At 68.8% G+C, this 12247-nt stretch carries 14 protein-coding genes; 5 read left to right on the top strand and 9 right to left on the bottom strand.

Translation table 11 applies throughout. The features are described 5' to 3' along the window. Positions 1-53: 53 nt before the first annotated feature. The 4 genes from AC1DWJ_RS04780 to AC1DWJ_RS04765 all read right to left on the bottom strand — a co-directional run bounded on the left by AC1DWJ_RS04780 (position 54) and on the right by AC1DWJ_RS04765 (position 3012). Positions 54-821, bottom strand: a complete 768-nt coding sequence (locus AC1DWJ_RS04780) for a PIG-L deacetylase family protein (RefSeq protein WP_457254232.1) — start codon at positions 819-821, stop codon at positions 54-56. 756 nt (positions 822-1577) lie between these two features. Continuing rightward, positions 1578-2048 (bottom strand): hypothetical protein, encoded by a 471-nt coding sequence (locus AC1DWJ_RS04775; protein WP_457254233.1) that lies wholly within the window; start codon positions 2046-2048, stop codon positions 1578-1580. Positions 2049-2180: 132 nt separating this feature from the next. Continuing rightward, complete coding sequence (locus tag AC1DWJ_RS04770; protein WP_056921920.1) at positions 2181-2435, bottom strand: DUF3303 domain-containing protein; 255 nt, start codon at positions 2433-2435, stop codon at positions 2181-2183. A gap of 94 nt (positions 2436-2529) precedes the next feature. Next, positions 2530-3012 (bottom strand): nitroreductase/quinone reductase family protein, encoded by a 483-nt coding sequence (locus AC1DWJ_RS04765; RefSeq protein WP_477620120.1) that lies wholly within the window; start codon positions 3010-3012, stop codon positions 2530-2532. A 225-nt stretch (positions 3013-3237) separates the two neighbouring features. Here AC1DWJ_RS04765 and AC1DWJ_RS04760 point away from each other — a divergent pair, with 225 nt between their 5' ends. Then, positions 3238-5178, top strand: a complete 1941-nt coding sequence (locus AC1DWJ_RS04760; RefSeq protein ID WP_477620119.1) for a sialidase family protein — start codon at positions 3238-3240, stop codon at positions 5176-5178. Between the two features lie 157 nt (positions 5179-5335). On the opposite strand, the gene AC1DWJ_RS04755 is transcribed toward AC1DWJ_RS04760, so the two are convergent. Continuing rightward, positions 5336-5983, bottom strand: a complete 648-nt coding sequence (locus AC1DWJ_RS04755; protein ID WP_477620118.1) for a response regulator — start codon at positions 5981-5983, stop codon at positions 5336-5338. After that, the gene (locus AC1DWJ_RS04750; protein WP_477620117.1) at positions 5980-6888 is read right to left on the bottom strand and encodes a sensor histidine kinase; all 909 of its coding nucleotides are present in this window, start codon (positions 6886-6888) and stop codon (positions 5980-5982) included. The genes AC1DWJ_RS04755 and AC1DWJ_RS04750 overlap by 4 nt, the downstream gene beginning before the upstream one ends. Between AC1DWJ_RS04750 and AC1DWJ_RS04745 the strand changes: the two genes are divergently transcribed. Continuing rightward, positions 6872-7153: a hypothetical protein gene (locus AC1DWJ_RS04745; RefSeq protein WP_477620116.1), complete on the top strand. Its 282-nt coding sequence runs from the start codon at positions 6872-6874 to the stop codon at positions 7151-7153. The genes AC1DWJ_RS04750 and AC1DWJ_RS04745 overlap by 17 nt on opposite strands. Positions 7154-7196: 43 nt before the next feature. Here AC1DWJ_RS04745 and AC1DWJ_RS04740 read toward each other — a convergent pair whose 3' ends face one another. Together AC1DWJ_RS04740 and AC1DWJ_RS04735 are read right to left on the bottom strand one after the other, a co-directional pair. Continuing rightward, the gene (locus AC1DWJ_RS04740) at positions 7197-8165 is read right to left on the bottom strand and encodes a hypothetical protein (protein ID WP_477620115.1); all 969 of its coding nucleotides are present in this window, start codon (positions 8163-8165) and stop codon (positions 7197-7199) included. Continuing rightward, the gene (locus AC1DWJ_RS04735) at positions 8155-8649 is read right to left on the bottom strand and encodes an RNA polymerase sigma factor (RefSeq protein ID WP_457254239.1); all 495 of its coding nucleotides are present in this window, start codon (positions 8647-8649) and stop codon (positions 8155-8157) included. The genes AC1DWJ_RS04740 and AC1DWJ_RS04735 overlap by 11 nt, the downstream gene beginning before the upstream one ends. 287 nt (positions 8650-8936) lie before the next feature. Between AC1DWJ_RS04735 and AC1DWJ_RS04730 the strand changes: the two genes are divergently transcribed. Further along, positions 8937-10511, top strand: a complete 1575-nt coding sequence (locus AC1DWJ_RS04730) for a phospholipase D-like domain-containing protein (RefSeq protein ID WP_477620114.1) — start codon at positions 8937-8939, stop codon at positions 10509-10511. Positions 10512-10575: 64 nt separating this feature from the next. Here the strand turns inward: AC1DWJ_RS04730 and AC1DWJ_RS04725 are convergent, their stop codons facing one another. After that, on the bottom strand, positions 10576-11103 hold the full coding sequence (locus AC1DWJ_RS04725) for a TetR/AcrR family transcriptional regulator (protein ID WP_477620113.1): 528 nt from the start codon (positions 11101-11103) through the stop codon (positions 10576-10578). 136 nt (positions 11104-11239) lie between these two features. On the opposite strand from AC1DWJ_RS04725, the gene AC1DWJ_RS04720 reads away from it, so the two are divergent. Together AC1DWJ_RS04720 and AC1DWJ_RS04715 are read left to right on the top strand one after the other, a co-directional pair. Continuing rightward, positions 11240-11467, top strand: coding sequence for a hypothetical protein (locus AC1DWJ_RS04720; RefSeq protein ID WP_477620112.1), 228 nt, complete (start codon positions 11240-11242; stop codon positions 11465-11467). A gap of 60 nt (positions 11468-11527) precedes the next feature. Next, positions 11528-12217, top strand: a complete 690-nt coding sequence (locus tag AC1DWJ_RS04715; RefSeq protein ID WP_477620111.1) for a DUF981 family protein — start codon at positions 11528-11530, stop codon at positions 12215-12217. The last annotated feature ends 30 nt before the right edge of the window (positions 12218-12247 follow it).

Here is a 12247-nt window from a genome sequence, read left to right as displayed (position 1 = left end):
GTGAGGGGCGCGCTATGCCGTGCCCCATGGTGAGGGGCGCGGCATACGCCCGATCAGTCGAGGCCTTCGAAGAGGTCGGTCAGCACCGGATCGCCCGCGGCGCGGGGTGGCCACGCCAGGACCAGGTGCTCCCGCGCAACCATCCGGCTCCAGTGGTCCGTGCCGTCGATCCCGCCGGCGATCACGTGCCGCTGACTGCGGTGTTCCACCAGCCCCCTGACGACCCGGTCGGCGACGGAGCTGGTGTCGACGACGACCCCGATCTGCTCATCGGGGACCCCGCGCACGTGGTAGACGGCGGTCGGGTCAAAGGCCCACATCCCCCGCTGGACCCGCGCGGCGTTCCACCGCTCGAACACTGACTGCGGCAGGGCACCGTGCACGAGGCGCCGCAGCCCGGCTCGGTCGCCGTCGCGAAGCCGATGGAACGCAGCGTCCGTCGCCGCGCCGATCGCGACGTGGTCCGGATGACCCGTGATGCCGTCCGGGCCGAAGGTCGCGACGACGTCGGGCCGCTCCTCAGCCATGATCCGGGCGATCGCAGCCCCGAGCTCCTGCTCGGGCGCCTCAGCGACGCGACCATCGGGCAGCCCCAGCCACTCGTGGCGGTCAGGGACCCGGCCGTGGGCCCGCCAAGCCGCCTCGCACTCGCGTCGCCGGACGACTCCCAGCGACTCCTGGGTGGCCGGGAAGCCCGGCGCGATCTCGCCGGCTTCCCCGAAGGTCGCGTGGACCAGCACGTAGCGAAACCGAGGGTCGGCGTCGTGCAGCGCCACGGACCCGGCCACCCCGTAAGCGTCGTCGTCAGGGTGTGCAACCACCAGCATCAGAGTCCGACCGGCCCCCATGGCATCAGGCTGACACCGGGGACTGCCTGCCACAAGCGATCTGTCCGACGGCAGCTCGGCCCAAGGCGGGTCCGCCCACGGCAACAGGCCGCGTACTGACGAGTATGAGGCGCAGGCTTCCGGCAAAACGGGCTGAGCAGGGGCATAGCGATGGGAAAAGCCATGAATGGGGCCGTTGTTCACCGTACTCATGCTTTTGCCCGATGATGACCTATTCGAGGCTGAGTAGCGTCCAACACGGGCGACGCAACGCATCCGGCAAAGGGCCGGAGCCTACGCACCCTTCTGACAGGAAGGACTCACGATGTCTCGACCCAACTGGCGAGTTCCGTTGGCGATAATCGGTTCCGCTGTCCTGCTCGTGACCGGCACGCAAGCCGTGGCCGCCAAGGCTCCCCCGGCTGTCAACGTTGCCGCCTCGGGCGTCATCAAGGCCTGCTACCAGAAGAACCAAGGGATGCTCCGGCTTCTTCAGGGCAGCCAGAAGTGCCGCAAGTCCGAGGTGCCGATCTCCTGGAACATGACGGGCATCCAAGGGCCTCCCGGACCCGCCGGCCCTGCCGGACCTACCGGACCTGCCGGACCCGTCGGCGCAAGGGGACCTGCGGGCCCCGCTGGACCCGTCGGCGCGACCGGACCTGCGGGACCCGTTGGCCCCATTGGTGCGACGGGACCTGCCGGACCTGCTGGACCCGCCGGACCTGTGGGACCTGCCGGACCGGTCGGACCTCAGGGCGCGCCCGGCATCACCGGGCTGGCTGGGCTGACCTGTCCGGCTGGGCAGTCGATCACGGGCTTCTCGGCGACCGGCACGTTGATCTGCAGCGGGGCGACACCACCGCCCGCCTGCTCCCCCACGACGCTGACGAACACGATCACCGGCGTCAAGGACAGCGACTTCGCGCAGCACTGGCCGGGTGGCACGGTCCTGCTGGGGTCGCCGACCTGCAACGTGACCCTGAAGCGTCCGTCGGGCAGCATCCTGCTGATCGGCACCCTCGGTGACGCCTGGCAGATCACCGCAAGGACAGGCTTCGGCACGGCGGTCCTGACCGTCAACCAGCCGAGCTGCAACTCGCCGTTGGCGATCCCGAACGTCACGGCGAACCGGCCCTCGTGCTCGTCCGCCTTGGTGAGCCCCATCCTCGGTGGCAGTGTCTCGACCGCTTCGGTCTCCATCGCGGCCAGCTGACCGCTCACAGCAACACCACTCAACAGGGGGCCGGTCCTACGGGCCGGCCCCCTCCGTGTTGCCTTGGCCTGAGGGTCGCCAACGACTGGGTATGCCGCGTGCTTGCCGCATCGGGCCCGGCGCCTGGTGCGAGTCCGAGGTCAGTCCTTGGGAACGGGGATCTCGCTCACCGGGGTGATCGTGCTGGTGCAGCGCTTGAAGCCGGGCCAGAGGAACTTGTGCACGGCGTTGACGTCGTCGGCCTCGACGACCAGGAAGAGCGTGTGCTGGGCGTTCGCGCCGTAGCGACCGATCAGCGTGACACCTTCGACGCTGTCGTCGTACAGCGAGTTGGAGCCGCCCTCGTCTCGAGGGCAGAGCTCAGGACTGTGAACCTGCGTGATGTGGAACAGCACTGGTCCTCCTCAGGCAGCCGCTTGATTGGTGCTGTCCATGGTGGACCGACTGGTGGTCCGTGTCATCGGGCAACGCGCCTAGTGCGTGGCGTGGTCAGTCGGGCCCTGGGACGAGCTCGAGGACCACGACCGCCGTCTCGGTCGAGCGAAGCGCGGCATACCCATCGAGCTGGGCGTCGATCTCACGCCATCGCGCCCACAGCCGAGTGCGCTCCTCCCCCTCGGCCGCATGCGCCCGCACCGTGCCCCCACCGCCGGCAATGGAAACGGTTGCCACCGGCTGCTCCTGAAGGTTCAGCCACCACGCGGGCTCGCCGTCGGCCCAGCCATTCATGGCCATCGTGACCAGGTTCGGACCGTCTTCGAGGTACCCGAGGATCACACTTCGCGGCTCACCCGAGTGCCGTCCCGTGGTCGTGAGCCGCAGTGTGCCCCAACGGTTGCGCCTCGGGCGCCACAGACCGACGCGGCCACGCGAGACCCGGTAGATGCCGCGGTGCATGCGCCAAGCCAGGTGGATGAACCACGTCGGCGGCAGCCGCGGTCCGCGACCATGGTCATCCGCTTTCAAGGCCATGGTCCAAGCATCCTCGCCCGAGAGGGGCCAAGCGAAGCCAGGCGTGGGTGCGGGATTGTTGCGGGCACCAACGGAAGCCTGTTACTGCATGCACCTCAGACGGTTTGAGGCTTCCTGCGCCTTTTGGTGGACGCGGCGACCCCGCCTGAGGGCGACCATGGCGGGTGGGCGCACCCGTACACCGACGGCATGGGAGGCCCGACCGGGTGCGCGTTGGGAGGCGTCATGACGTCCAGAACTCTCGTGGCCGGTATCGCCGTCGCAGCGACGGTAGCCCTGGTCAATGTGGCCCCCGCGGAGGCGCGGGACCGGCCGTTCTCCACCTTCCGCATGGTCGTCCGACCCGTGCTCGATCCGGGTGACGCAGGTAGCACCACAGGCGGTAGCGGCCAGTTCAGCAAGGTCGCCATCGAGGCATACCGGTGCACCGTGGCCGCCGGGCCCGGGTACGGCACGCCCGCCGGCGCGATGGACATCTCGTGCAACGACACCGAGCCCTATCGTCAGGACTTCAACCCGGACAACGAGCTCGCGATCGCGGTGAACCCCAAGGTGCCGACGCACCTGCTCGCGGGGTCAAACGACTACTTCTACCGGTTCAACAACTCGACGGGTGTCAGGCAGGCGCTGGTGCCGACCGGGTTCTTCACGTCGATGGACGCGGGGGCGACGTGGGTGGACGGACAGGTCCCGCTGCGTAGCGGGAACGGAGCGGGCGATCCCTCGCCCGCCTTCAACGGCAAGCTGTCCGGCAGCACGGCCACGACCGGTTGGGCGATGATGGCGCAGCTGGAGAACACCGGCGGCCAGGGCGGCCCCTATGTGTCGCAGGGTGATGTCTCGGTGAGCTGGTCCTCCGACGGAGGCATCACGTGGAACGAGCCAGTGACCGTCATGAAGGGCAAGGGAACCGGCATCGGCCCGGCCAACAACGCACTGTTCTTCGACAAGGAGTGGCTGACCGTCGACAACCACCCGAGCTCGCCGTTCTACGGGCGCGCCTATGTCGTGGCAGCGCGCTACCTCAACGGGCTCCAGGGCTCTTACGACGAGTCGTCGGTGTACTTCGCCTACTCCGACGACGGCGGCCGGACCTGGTCGACCCCCAAGGAGATCTCCGGCACGAACCCGCTGTGCAGCGCGCAGAGCGCGGGACCGGTCGGGGAATGCGACGAGGACAGCTTCCCGATCCCCGAGGTGGCCACCAACGGTGACCTCGTCGTGCACTTCGCCAACGGAAACATCGACGCTGCCTGGGAGACAGCCGGCGAGTACGAGCAGACGTTGCTGGCGGTGAAGTCCACCAACGGCGGCGCCACGTTCAGTGCGCCGGTCGTCATCGCACCGCTCGAGGACGGCGCGGCCGACACCCCATGGAGCGTCATCGGGCGACAGACCGTGACAGGACACCAGATCCGCTGGCAGTCACCGGGCAACATCACGGCCGACCCGACCAACGCGCAGCACTGGGCTGTCGTCTACAACGACAACGCCGCCGGCGTGCACGACAACGCCCCCGCCAGCTGCCTGAACGACATCCCAGGTGAGGCGCCGGACTACAACCCGTGCGGTGCGGTAACCGACACGAACATCTACCTGGCCGAGAGCTGGAACGGCGGGGCGTCGTGGACATCGCGAATCACCCTCGACGGCTCCGCGGGCGACCAGTGGTTCCCGTGGGCGGACTTCCGCTCCGATGGATCCCTGGCGGTGGCCTACGACTCCAACGAGAACATCGCCGACCCCGGCGGGGACCGCGACGACACCTTCAACCACGTGCTGCTGACCGTCGCGCCACGGACCTCCCCGGGCGGGCCCGCAGTGATCGCTGGCCGTGAGGTGCTGATGCCCAACGGTGCGGGGCGGCAACCCACGGAGCAGGTCGACATCTCAGTGACGCACTGGTCAGGACAGTACGTGCCACAGAGCGCATGGCCTCGGATCTGCGGCCCGGACGGTTACACCGACCCGCCCGTCGCGGACGCAACCGGCAAGGACTGCAATGTGTTCGACGGTGACTACACCGGTCTCGTGGTCGGCTCCGACAACCACGTCAACGTGGTCTGGACCGGGCTGAACCGGTGGGCTGTCTCGCCCCAGACGGACGCCTACACCGGCCTGGCACACGACGGGTACGCCCAGGACGCGATGTTCGCCCGCCGGTAAGGCGCGTCACCGCCAGTGGGGCTGTGCCGAGAACTCATCGCTCAGCCCCACTGGCCGTGGCTGTCCCCGACCGTAAGTCACCCGCCGAAGGCCCAAGGCGGAGCCGTCGCTGTGGGTCAGGGTCAAGGGCGACCGAATTCGCTGAGGTCCCAAAGGTTTAGATGCGGCCGGTCTCGTAGGCCCACATGGCGACCTCGACGCGGTTGCGGGCGCCGAGTTTTCTCATGAGGCTGGCGAGGTGGGCTTTGACGGTGCTGGGCGTGATGTAGAACTCGGTAGCGATCTCGCTGTTGGTGCGGCCTTGGGCCACGGGCCGGAGGACCTCTTCCTCGCGGGCCGTGAGCGGTTCCAACGGCTGCCGGGGCGGTGAGGTCTGGGTGTGCGCGAAGGCAGCGAGGAGTCGGACGGTCACGCTGGGTGCGATGAGTGCGTCTCCGTCGGCGGCGGCGTGGATGGCCTGGGTCAGCAGGGCGGGTCCGGCGTCCTTGAGCAGGAATCCGCGGGCGCCGGCTTTGAGCGCTCCGTGGACGTACTCGTCCAGGTCGAAGGTGGTGATGACCACGATCGGCAACGGGTCGATGACTTCGGGGCCGGCCAGTCGGCGGGTGGCTTCGATGCCGTCCATCAGCGGCATTCGGATGTCGAACAGGCCGACGTCGGGGCGCAGCTGGAGCACCAGGCGCACCGCCTCTCGCCCATCGGCGGCGGCGCCGATGACTTCGATGTCGGGTTGGGCGTCGAGGAGCATCGTCAGTCCGGTGCGCACGATGGGCTGGTCGTCGGCGATCAGGACCCTGATGCTCATCGTGGCGTCCCGGTTCGCGGCAGGTTCGCTTCGACCCGCCAGCCCCGGCCGGCGGTGGGGCCCGCGCGGAAGGTGCCGCCGAGCAGCGTGGCGCGCTCGCGCATCCCTACCAGGCCGTAGCCGGCTGGGGCCCGATTGGTTGGGCCGGAGGAGCCGTCGTCGTCGACGGTCAGGCGTACCTGGTCGGCGTCACCCGTGACGGCCACGGTGACCTGGGTGGCGTGGCGGGCGTGCCGTCGAGCGTTGGTGATGGACTCCTGGGCGAGGCGGTAGATGGCGGCCCCGACCGCGGGGCTGAGGTCGTCGAGCTCACCGGCGAGCGTCACCTCGACGCACGGGCGTGTCTGGCCATCGTTGGCGAGCTGCTCGACCTCGGCCACGCCCGGCTGCGGCGCGAACTCGGTGTGCTGCGAGGCGCGCAGCACCCCGACGATGGCGCGCAGCTCGGTCAGCGTTCGGGTCGCCGCATCCTCGATGGTGGCCAGGGCTTCGATGGCACGCTCCGGGTGGGAGGCGGCGACGGCACGTCCCGCTTGAGCCTGGATGGCGATTCCGGAGACGTGATGGGCGACGGTGTCGTGGAGCTCGCGCGCGAGCTGTTCGCGCTCCCGGGCCTTGGCTTCGTCGATGTCGCGGATGCGGATCCTCGCGCGATAGCGGTTCGCGGCGCCGAGCGCGGCGGCGAACAGGAAGAACGCGTATGCCGCGACCCTCTCGGCCAGGCTGGTCGGGTCGGCGACGTGGGTGACGGCCAACCAGACCAGGATCACGCCAAGGCCGCCTGCGGCCTCCCGACCGGAGCCCCACCGGAACAGGGCGTAGGTCAGGACCAGGGTGGCCGAGACACTTGAGGGCGGAGCGCCTTGGGACCCGGTGAGGATTCTGACGATGTCGATCCCGGTCAAGAGGCCGAAAGCCACTGCGGCCGCAGCGAGCGGGTGCGCACGTCGCCACGGCAGGGGGGCGACGCACCTCCCCGTCTCGATCTACAACGCGGACGGGGAGTCCTGGACCTACTCCTACTTCTACGGCCTCTCCATCGGGCTCGAGGTGCTGCTGCTGGCCTACATCCTGCGTTCCGCCTGGACGTGGCCACGCCGCACCGCATCACCGCCGGCCCAGGCAGCCAGCCTCGACACCGAGCCGCGCCGCACGCCGCAGCAGGCGTGACTGCGGCCTGTGAACCAGCTGACGGGAGCGGGGTTGGCGCGGGTCAGCGGACCCGTTCCCAGCTCCCTTCGAGCACCCCGCGATCGGTATCGCTGGCCGGCAGCGTATGTAGTCCTTCCACCGGGACGGCGTTGCGCGTGGTGAGGGTGTCACCCCGGATCGACCATTCGACGGCCGTGGTCCCGTGCTGGACCCAACGCCCGAGGGCGTCGTAGGTCACCGGTCCTTGGTCACCGATCTCAAGCCCGCCCTGGTCGTTCTCGAAGAAGATGAACCACCGGCTCCCGGCGAGCTCGATGACGAAGCGTCCCTTGCCGTCGGAGAAGCCGTTGGATGTCTTCCAGGCTGCGTCGGGCCAGAAGCGCACGTCGTTCAGCTGCCCCACGGTGACGTCCCGGGCCCATCGGCCATCCGGGATGCGTGGACCGGTGTATGCGGTGACACTCGTGGATATCCACGTCGTCTTGGTGAAGAACTGGACTCGTGACACACAGCGGTCATCAACCGACTCGAAGACGAGCTGGTCACCACGATCTGCGATCCGGTACTTGCCGCCAGGACCGTCGCAGACGAGGTTGCCCGGGTGGAACAGGTCCGTTCCGAACACCCCTTCACGGCCGATCCGCCCGGCCACCAACGGCTCCCCCCTGCCGTACCTGCTGGGAGGCGTGGCGACGACCGTGCCGTCGGCGCTGCGAGCGAGCACCCATCGACCGGACACGTTAGGCGCCTCGGCGAAGGGGGCGACCAGACCGGCATACCGGTCTAGAACTGTTGCCGTTGTCCTGCCGACTGGCGGGGCGGGCGCCGGCTTCGGCGCCGTCTGCCCCATCAGGGTGACCACCAGCGCAGCGCAGGCGGCTGCTGCCAGTCCGGCGACGCCGGCCCAGCGGCGCGCCTGTCGGCGGCGGTGAGCGGCGAAGGCCTGGCCGAGCAGGATGTCCACGTCTGGTTCGCGAAGGGCTGTGGCATTGGCGGTCAGGCCCACACGCAGGCGGTCGTCAACGGGCATCGGACCCGACCTCCTCTCCGAGGGTTTGGGCTAGCCGCGCGCGGGCGCGGAACAGGTGCTGTTTGACGGTCGACTCCGAGACCTGCAGGGTCCGGGCGATCTCCAGGACCGGCCGGTCCTCGAAGTAGTGCAGCACCACGACGGCGCGCTGCATGGGTGCAAGCTGTCGGACCGCGAGGGCGACATCGTGGTCGGGGACCGCGGCCGTCTGCGGGAACGACTGGGCAGTGGCCTCCTTGACCGGTCGGCGCGCTTCGCGACCGACGTGGCGAACGGCCATCCGGATGGCCACCTTGCGCACCCACGCCTCGGGACGTTCGTATGCCGCGATGGACCCCCACTTCGCGAGGAGCTTGATGAAGGCGTCTTGGGTGAGCTCTTCCGCCGCACCCTGGTCGTGGACTATCAGGTAGACGGTGCGCGTGATCGAGGCGAAGCTGCCGCGGAACACCTGCTCGTAGTCCCGCCGTTCATCGGTCTTCATCGCATCCCCCGGGCGTGGATGGGACACCTCGACCCAGGCTGCAGGAAGCCCTGCCGGCGCACCACCAGCAGATGGACGAGCGGGTCATGACGTGCCTGCCTCTGAGGGCGTGCTGGCGGCAGCGGCGGTGAGCGCGACGGCGACACGGAGACTGGTGGTGCGGTCCATGGCTTCCTCCAGGTGCCGTGCGCGACAGTCGCACGGTCTACCCATGAACAGACCCGACGAGCCTTGGAGGTTGACGCTTCGCACGCAGGTTCAGGTGAGTCGACCGGACGTGGAGTCCAATGCGGCGGCGTGACGCAGCTCTGCTAGCGCGATCTCGGATGAGCGGATCATCCAACCACTCCGGATTCTCGGCGCTGGTTCCCAGACCGTCCGGCTGGCAGCCTGTAGAGATGAGCGACTGGTTCCTGCCGGAGCGGGATCGTCCGTGGACGGCCGGGAACCTCGTGGTGCCGCACGTTCACGGTCACGACTACTTCGCGCGTCTGGCGCAGCTCGTGGACGGCACCCGTGCGGGGGACCGGATCTTCTTCACCGACTGGCGCGGTGACGCCGACGAGCTCCTCGCCGAAGGCGGCCCGACCATTGGCGACCTACTCACCAAGGCCGCCCGCCGCGGTGTCGAGGTCCGGGCGCTCCTGTGGCGCTCGCACAGCGACACGCTTCGCTTCAACGCGGAGGAAAACCGCCATCTCGGCGCGGTGATCAACGAGGCGGGTGGCGAAGCCCTCTTCGATGAGCGGGTGCGCCGGGGCGGATCGCATCACCAGAAGCTGTTCGTGGTGCGGCGTCAGGGCCGCTCACACGAGGACGTTGCCTTCGTCGGCGGGATCGACCTCTGTCACGGGCGGCGTGACGACACCGAGCACCGTGGCGACCCACAGCCGGCGCCACTTGACGAGCGCTACGGGCCCAACCCACCGTGGCACGATGCCACGCTGGAGATCCGTGGCCCTGCGGTGAGTCACGTACTCGATGTCTTCTCCGAGCGCTGGGACGACCCGACGCCACTCGATCATCGCAACCCGTACCGCGCGCTGGTCCACAGGGCCGCCCGGATGCCACGGCATCCAGAGCCCCTGCCGGAACGCTGGGACCCCCCGCCCGTGTGCGGTCCGCACTCGGTGCAGATAGTCCGCACCTATCCTGCAAAGCGACCCCCCTACCCGTTCGCCCCGCACGGCGAGCGGACGATCGCACACGCCTATGAGCACGCCTTCGCACGCGCGCGGCGCTTGGTGTACATCGAGGACCAGTACTTCTGGTCGGAGGTCGTGACTGCCACGCTCGCCGACGCGCTCCGCCGCGAACCCGGACTCCAGGTGATCGCAGTGGTCCCGCGATTCCCCGAACAGGACACTGCGGCGAGCGGCACACCAATGCGCCTCGGCCAGCAACGGGCCAGGGACCTGCTCCTGGAGGCTGGTGGGGCGCGGTTCGCCATGTACGACCTCCAGAACCCCGCCGGCACCCCGGTCTACGTCCACGCCAAGGTCTGCATCGTCGATGACGAATGGATGACCTGCGGGTCCGACAACCTCAACCTGCGCTCCTGGACCCACGACTCCGAGGTCACCTGCGCCGTCGTCGACGCTGAAGGGCGCCTGCCGCGCGAGCTGCGTGCGACTCTCTGGGCCGAGCACCTCGGCCTCCCTCCCGCCGACCCTCGGCTCGCCGACCTCGACCACGCCACGGACCTGTGGGGGGCGCGTGCCACAGAGCCAGGCGCCCGCATCAGGCCCCATGCCCTCAGGGAGATTCGCCCTGCTGCCCGATTGTGGGCCCGACCGGCCTACCGGTTCCTCTTCGATCCCGATGGTCGCCCACGGGCCCTGCGCGGCACCGACAAGTTTTGATTCGAATCCGAGCTGCGGCGGCATGCGGCATCAGTCGCGCCCGGGGCTTGGGGCGGAGCGACGCTCAGGGAGCCGCCGGGCGTACCACGAGGGCCCTGGTGAGCAGGGCGACCGTGTCATCGGTCCAGCCCTTGCGTGGCTCTCCATGGCGCAAGACCTCGCCCAGGTAGGCGCCGAACAGGAGCCCGATCACGGCCTCAGGTTCGACGTGCTCCGCGACCTGTCCAGCGTCGATGTCCGCGGCGATCTGTGCCCGCAGCGGACCGAGCCGCCGCTCCAGGGCTTGGCGCAGGGCACCGGTGAAGTCCGGGTCGGAGTTGCTGATGATGGCGGCAACTGCCCCCCTGCCCAGCCCGGTCTCGAATAGCTCGGCCACCTGCTCCAGGACCCAACGCACCTTGCCGTCCAAAGCCAGGTCGTGCGGCGGCAGGGGCCGGTCGACGACCGGGTCGATGGCGGCCTCGATGAGCTGTCGACGACTATCGAAACGTCGGTAGATCGTCGTCCGCGCCACGCCTGAACGAGATGCGACCGCCTCGATGCTCACCCCGGCCGGGCCCTTGTCGCGCAGCAGCTCGACAGCTGCGCGCATCAGCCGCGCGTCCGTCTCTGCACGTCGCGGCCGACCACGTGTCGCTGGCTCGCCCATGGTTTCTGCCTCTCGGGAACAAAACGTGACGTCGTTACGCTACAGCGACTGTAGCGTAAATGAAAGGAGGTGACACGGCATGACTTCGACTCTGGACCCAGTGCTCCTGGGGCCGTTGATGATCGGCTTCACGGTGCTGTGGTTCGGCGCAATGTCCTGGGCCGGAATGCACGAGGACGACGCGCCCTGGCGCGCGACCCGGCCGCGCTCGCTGGACGAGCCCGGCCCCTGGTGGACCAACCGTGGCTTCGACGGCCTGCCGCAAGCCACCACCATCCCGGTCGAGCCGGGCAACCCTCGCCGCTGAGACGGCTCGAGGCCCTCCATCGCAGGGCCTCCACATCAAGAGAAAGAGAGGTCTGACGACATGGTCGTCTACAACGAGTTAGTGGCCATCACGGCCGGAGCGGGGCTGTTGGGGTTCGGGTGGTTCCTCACCCACCTCGTGCGGGGCAAACGGATCGACAGCGAAGGCTGGGCAGGATTCTTCGGCGTCACCGGCCTGTTGCTGCTGGTGCTGGGACTGCACACCACGGCGACGTGGCCGTTCGGCGGGGACGGGTTCGAGTACGCAAACATCGCCTTCGGCCAGCCGGCCGCAGGATTCGGTGCGCTGTTGCTGTTCGCCGCCCTGTACCTGTGGCGCCACCGGAGCCTGTTCGCGGGTGAAACGGACGAGGCGAACGCCACCGCATTGTCAGGGTTCAAGCCGGTCGGTGTCTTCGTCGGCGCGATGGGTCTGGGTATGGCCGTGCTCGCCATCGCATTCGTGCGGTTCCAACTCGGCGCCGCACCCCCACAAGAGCCGATCAGTGGCCGTTTCGGACACCTGCCCATCCTCGAGGCCCTGTTCCTCGGCGGGCTTTGGGGCGTCATCGCACTGGGCGCGTTGCTGTTTGCGACCGCGACGCTGACCGAACGACCGCACCTGCTGCGCTGGGCCGTGCGGGCCTTCGCCCTCGGTGGCCTGGTCCTGCTGCTGTTCGGTGCCATGAACTTCTACACGCACATCGGTATGTACGTGAACATCGCGCACGGCACCAACTACCGGTGGTGACCCGACCATCCGATGCCGCTGCTGGCCCCG

The sequence above is a fragment of the Pedococcus sp. P2_D7 genome (assembly GCF_056404295.1).
This window is presented reverse-complemented; position numbering and strand designations above follow the sequence as displayed.

Coding starts and splice junctions, on each gene's coding strand:
- AC1DWJ_RS04765 (WP_477620120.1), bottom strand. CDS start 3,012: ATGGCCTTGAAAGCGGATGACCATGGTCGCGGACCGCGGCTGCCGCCG.
- AC1DWJ_RS04760 (WP_477620119.1), top strand. CDS start 3,238: ATGACGTCCAGAACTCTCGTGGCCGGTATCGCCGTCGCAGCGACGGTA.
- AC1DWJ_RS04755 (WP_477620118.1), bottom strand. CDS start 5,983: ATGAGCATCAGGGTCCTGATCGCCGACGACCAGCCCATCGTGCGCACC.
- AC1DWJ_RS04745 (WP_477620116.1), top strand. CDS start 6,872: ATGTCGATCCCGGTCAAGAGGCCGAAAGCCACTGCGGCCGCAGCGAGC.
- AC1DWJ_RS04740 (WP_477620115.1), bottom strand. CDS start 8,165: ATGCCCGTTGACGACCGCCTGCGTGTGGGCCTGACCGCCAATGCCACA.
- AC1DWJ_RS04735 (WP_457254239.1), bottom strand. CDS start 8,649: ATGAAGACCGATGAACGGCGGGACTACGAGCAGGTGTTCCGCGGCAGC.
- AC1DWJ_RS04730 (WP_477620114.1), top strand. CDS start 8,937: ATGCGGCGGCGTGACGCAGCTCTGCTAGCGCGATCTCGGATGAGCGGA.
- AC1DWJ_RS04725 (WP_477620113.1), bottom strand. CDS start 11,103: ATGCGCGCAGCTGTCGAGCTGCTGCGCGACAAGGGCCCGGCCGGGGTG.
- AC1DWJ_RS04720 (WP_477620112.1), top strand. CDS start 11,240: ATGACTTCGACTCTGGACCCAGTGCTCCTGGGGCCGTTGATGATCGGC.
- AC1DWJ_RS04715 (WP_477620111.1), top strand. CDS start 11,528: ATGGTCGTCTACAACGAGTTAGTGGCCATCACGGCCGGAGCGGGGCTG.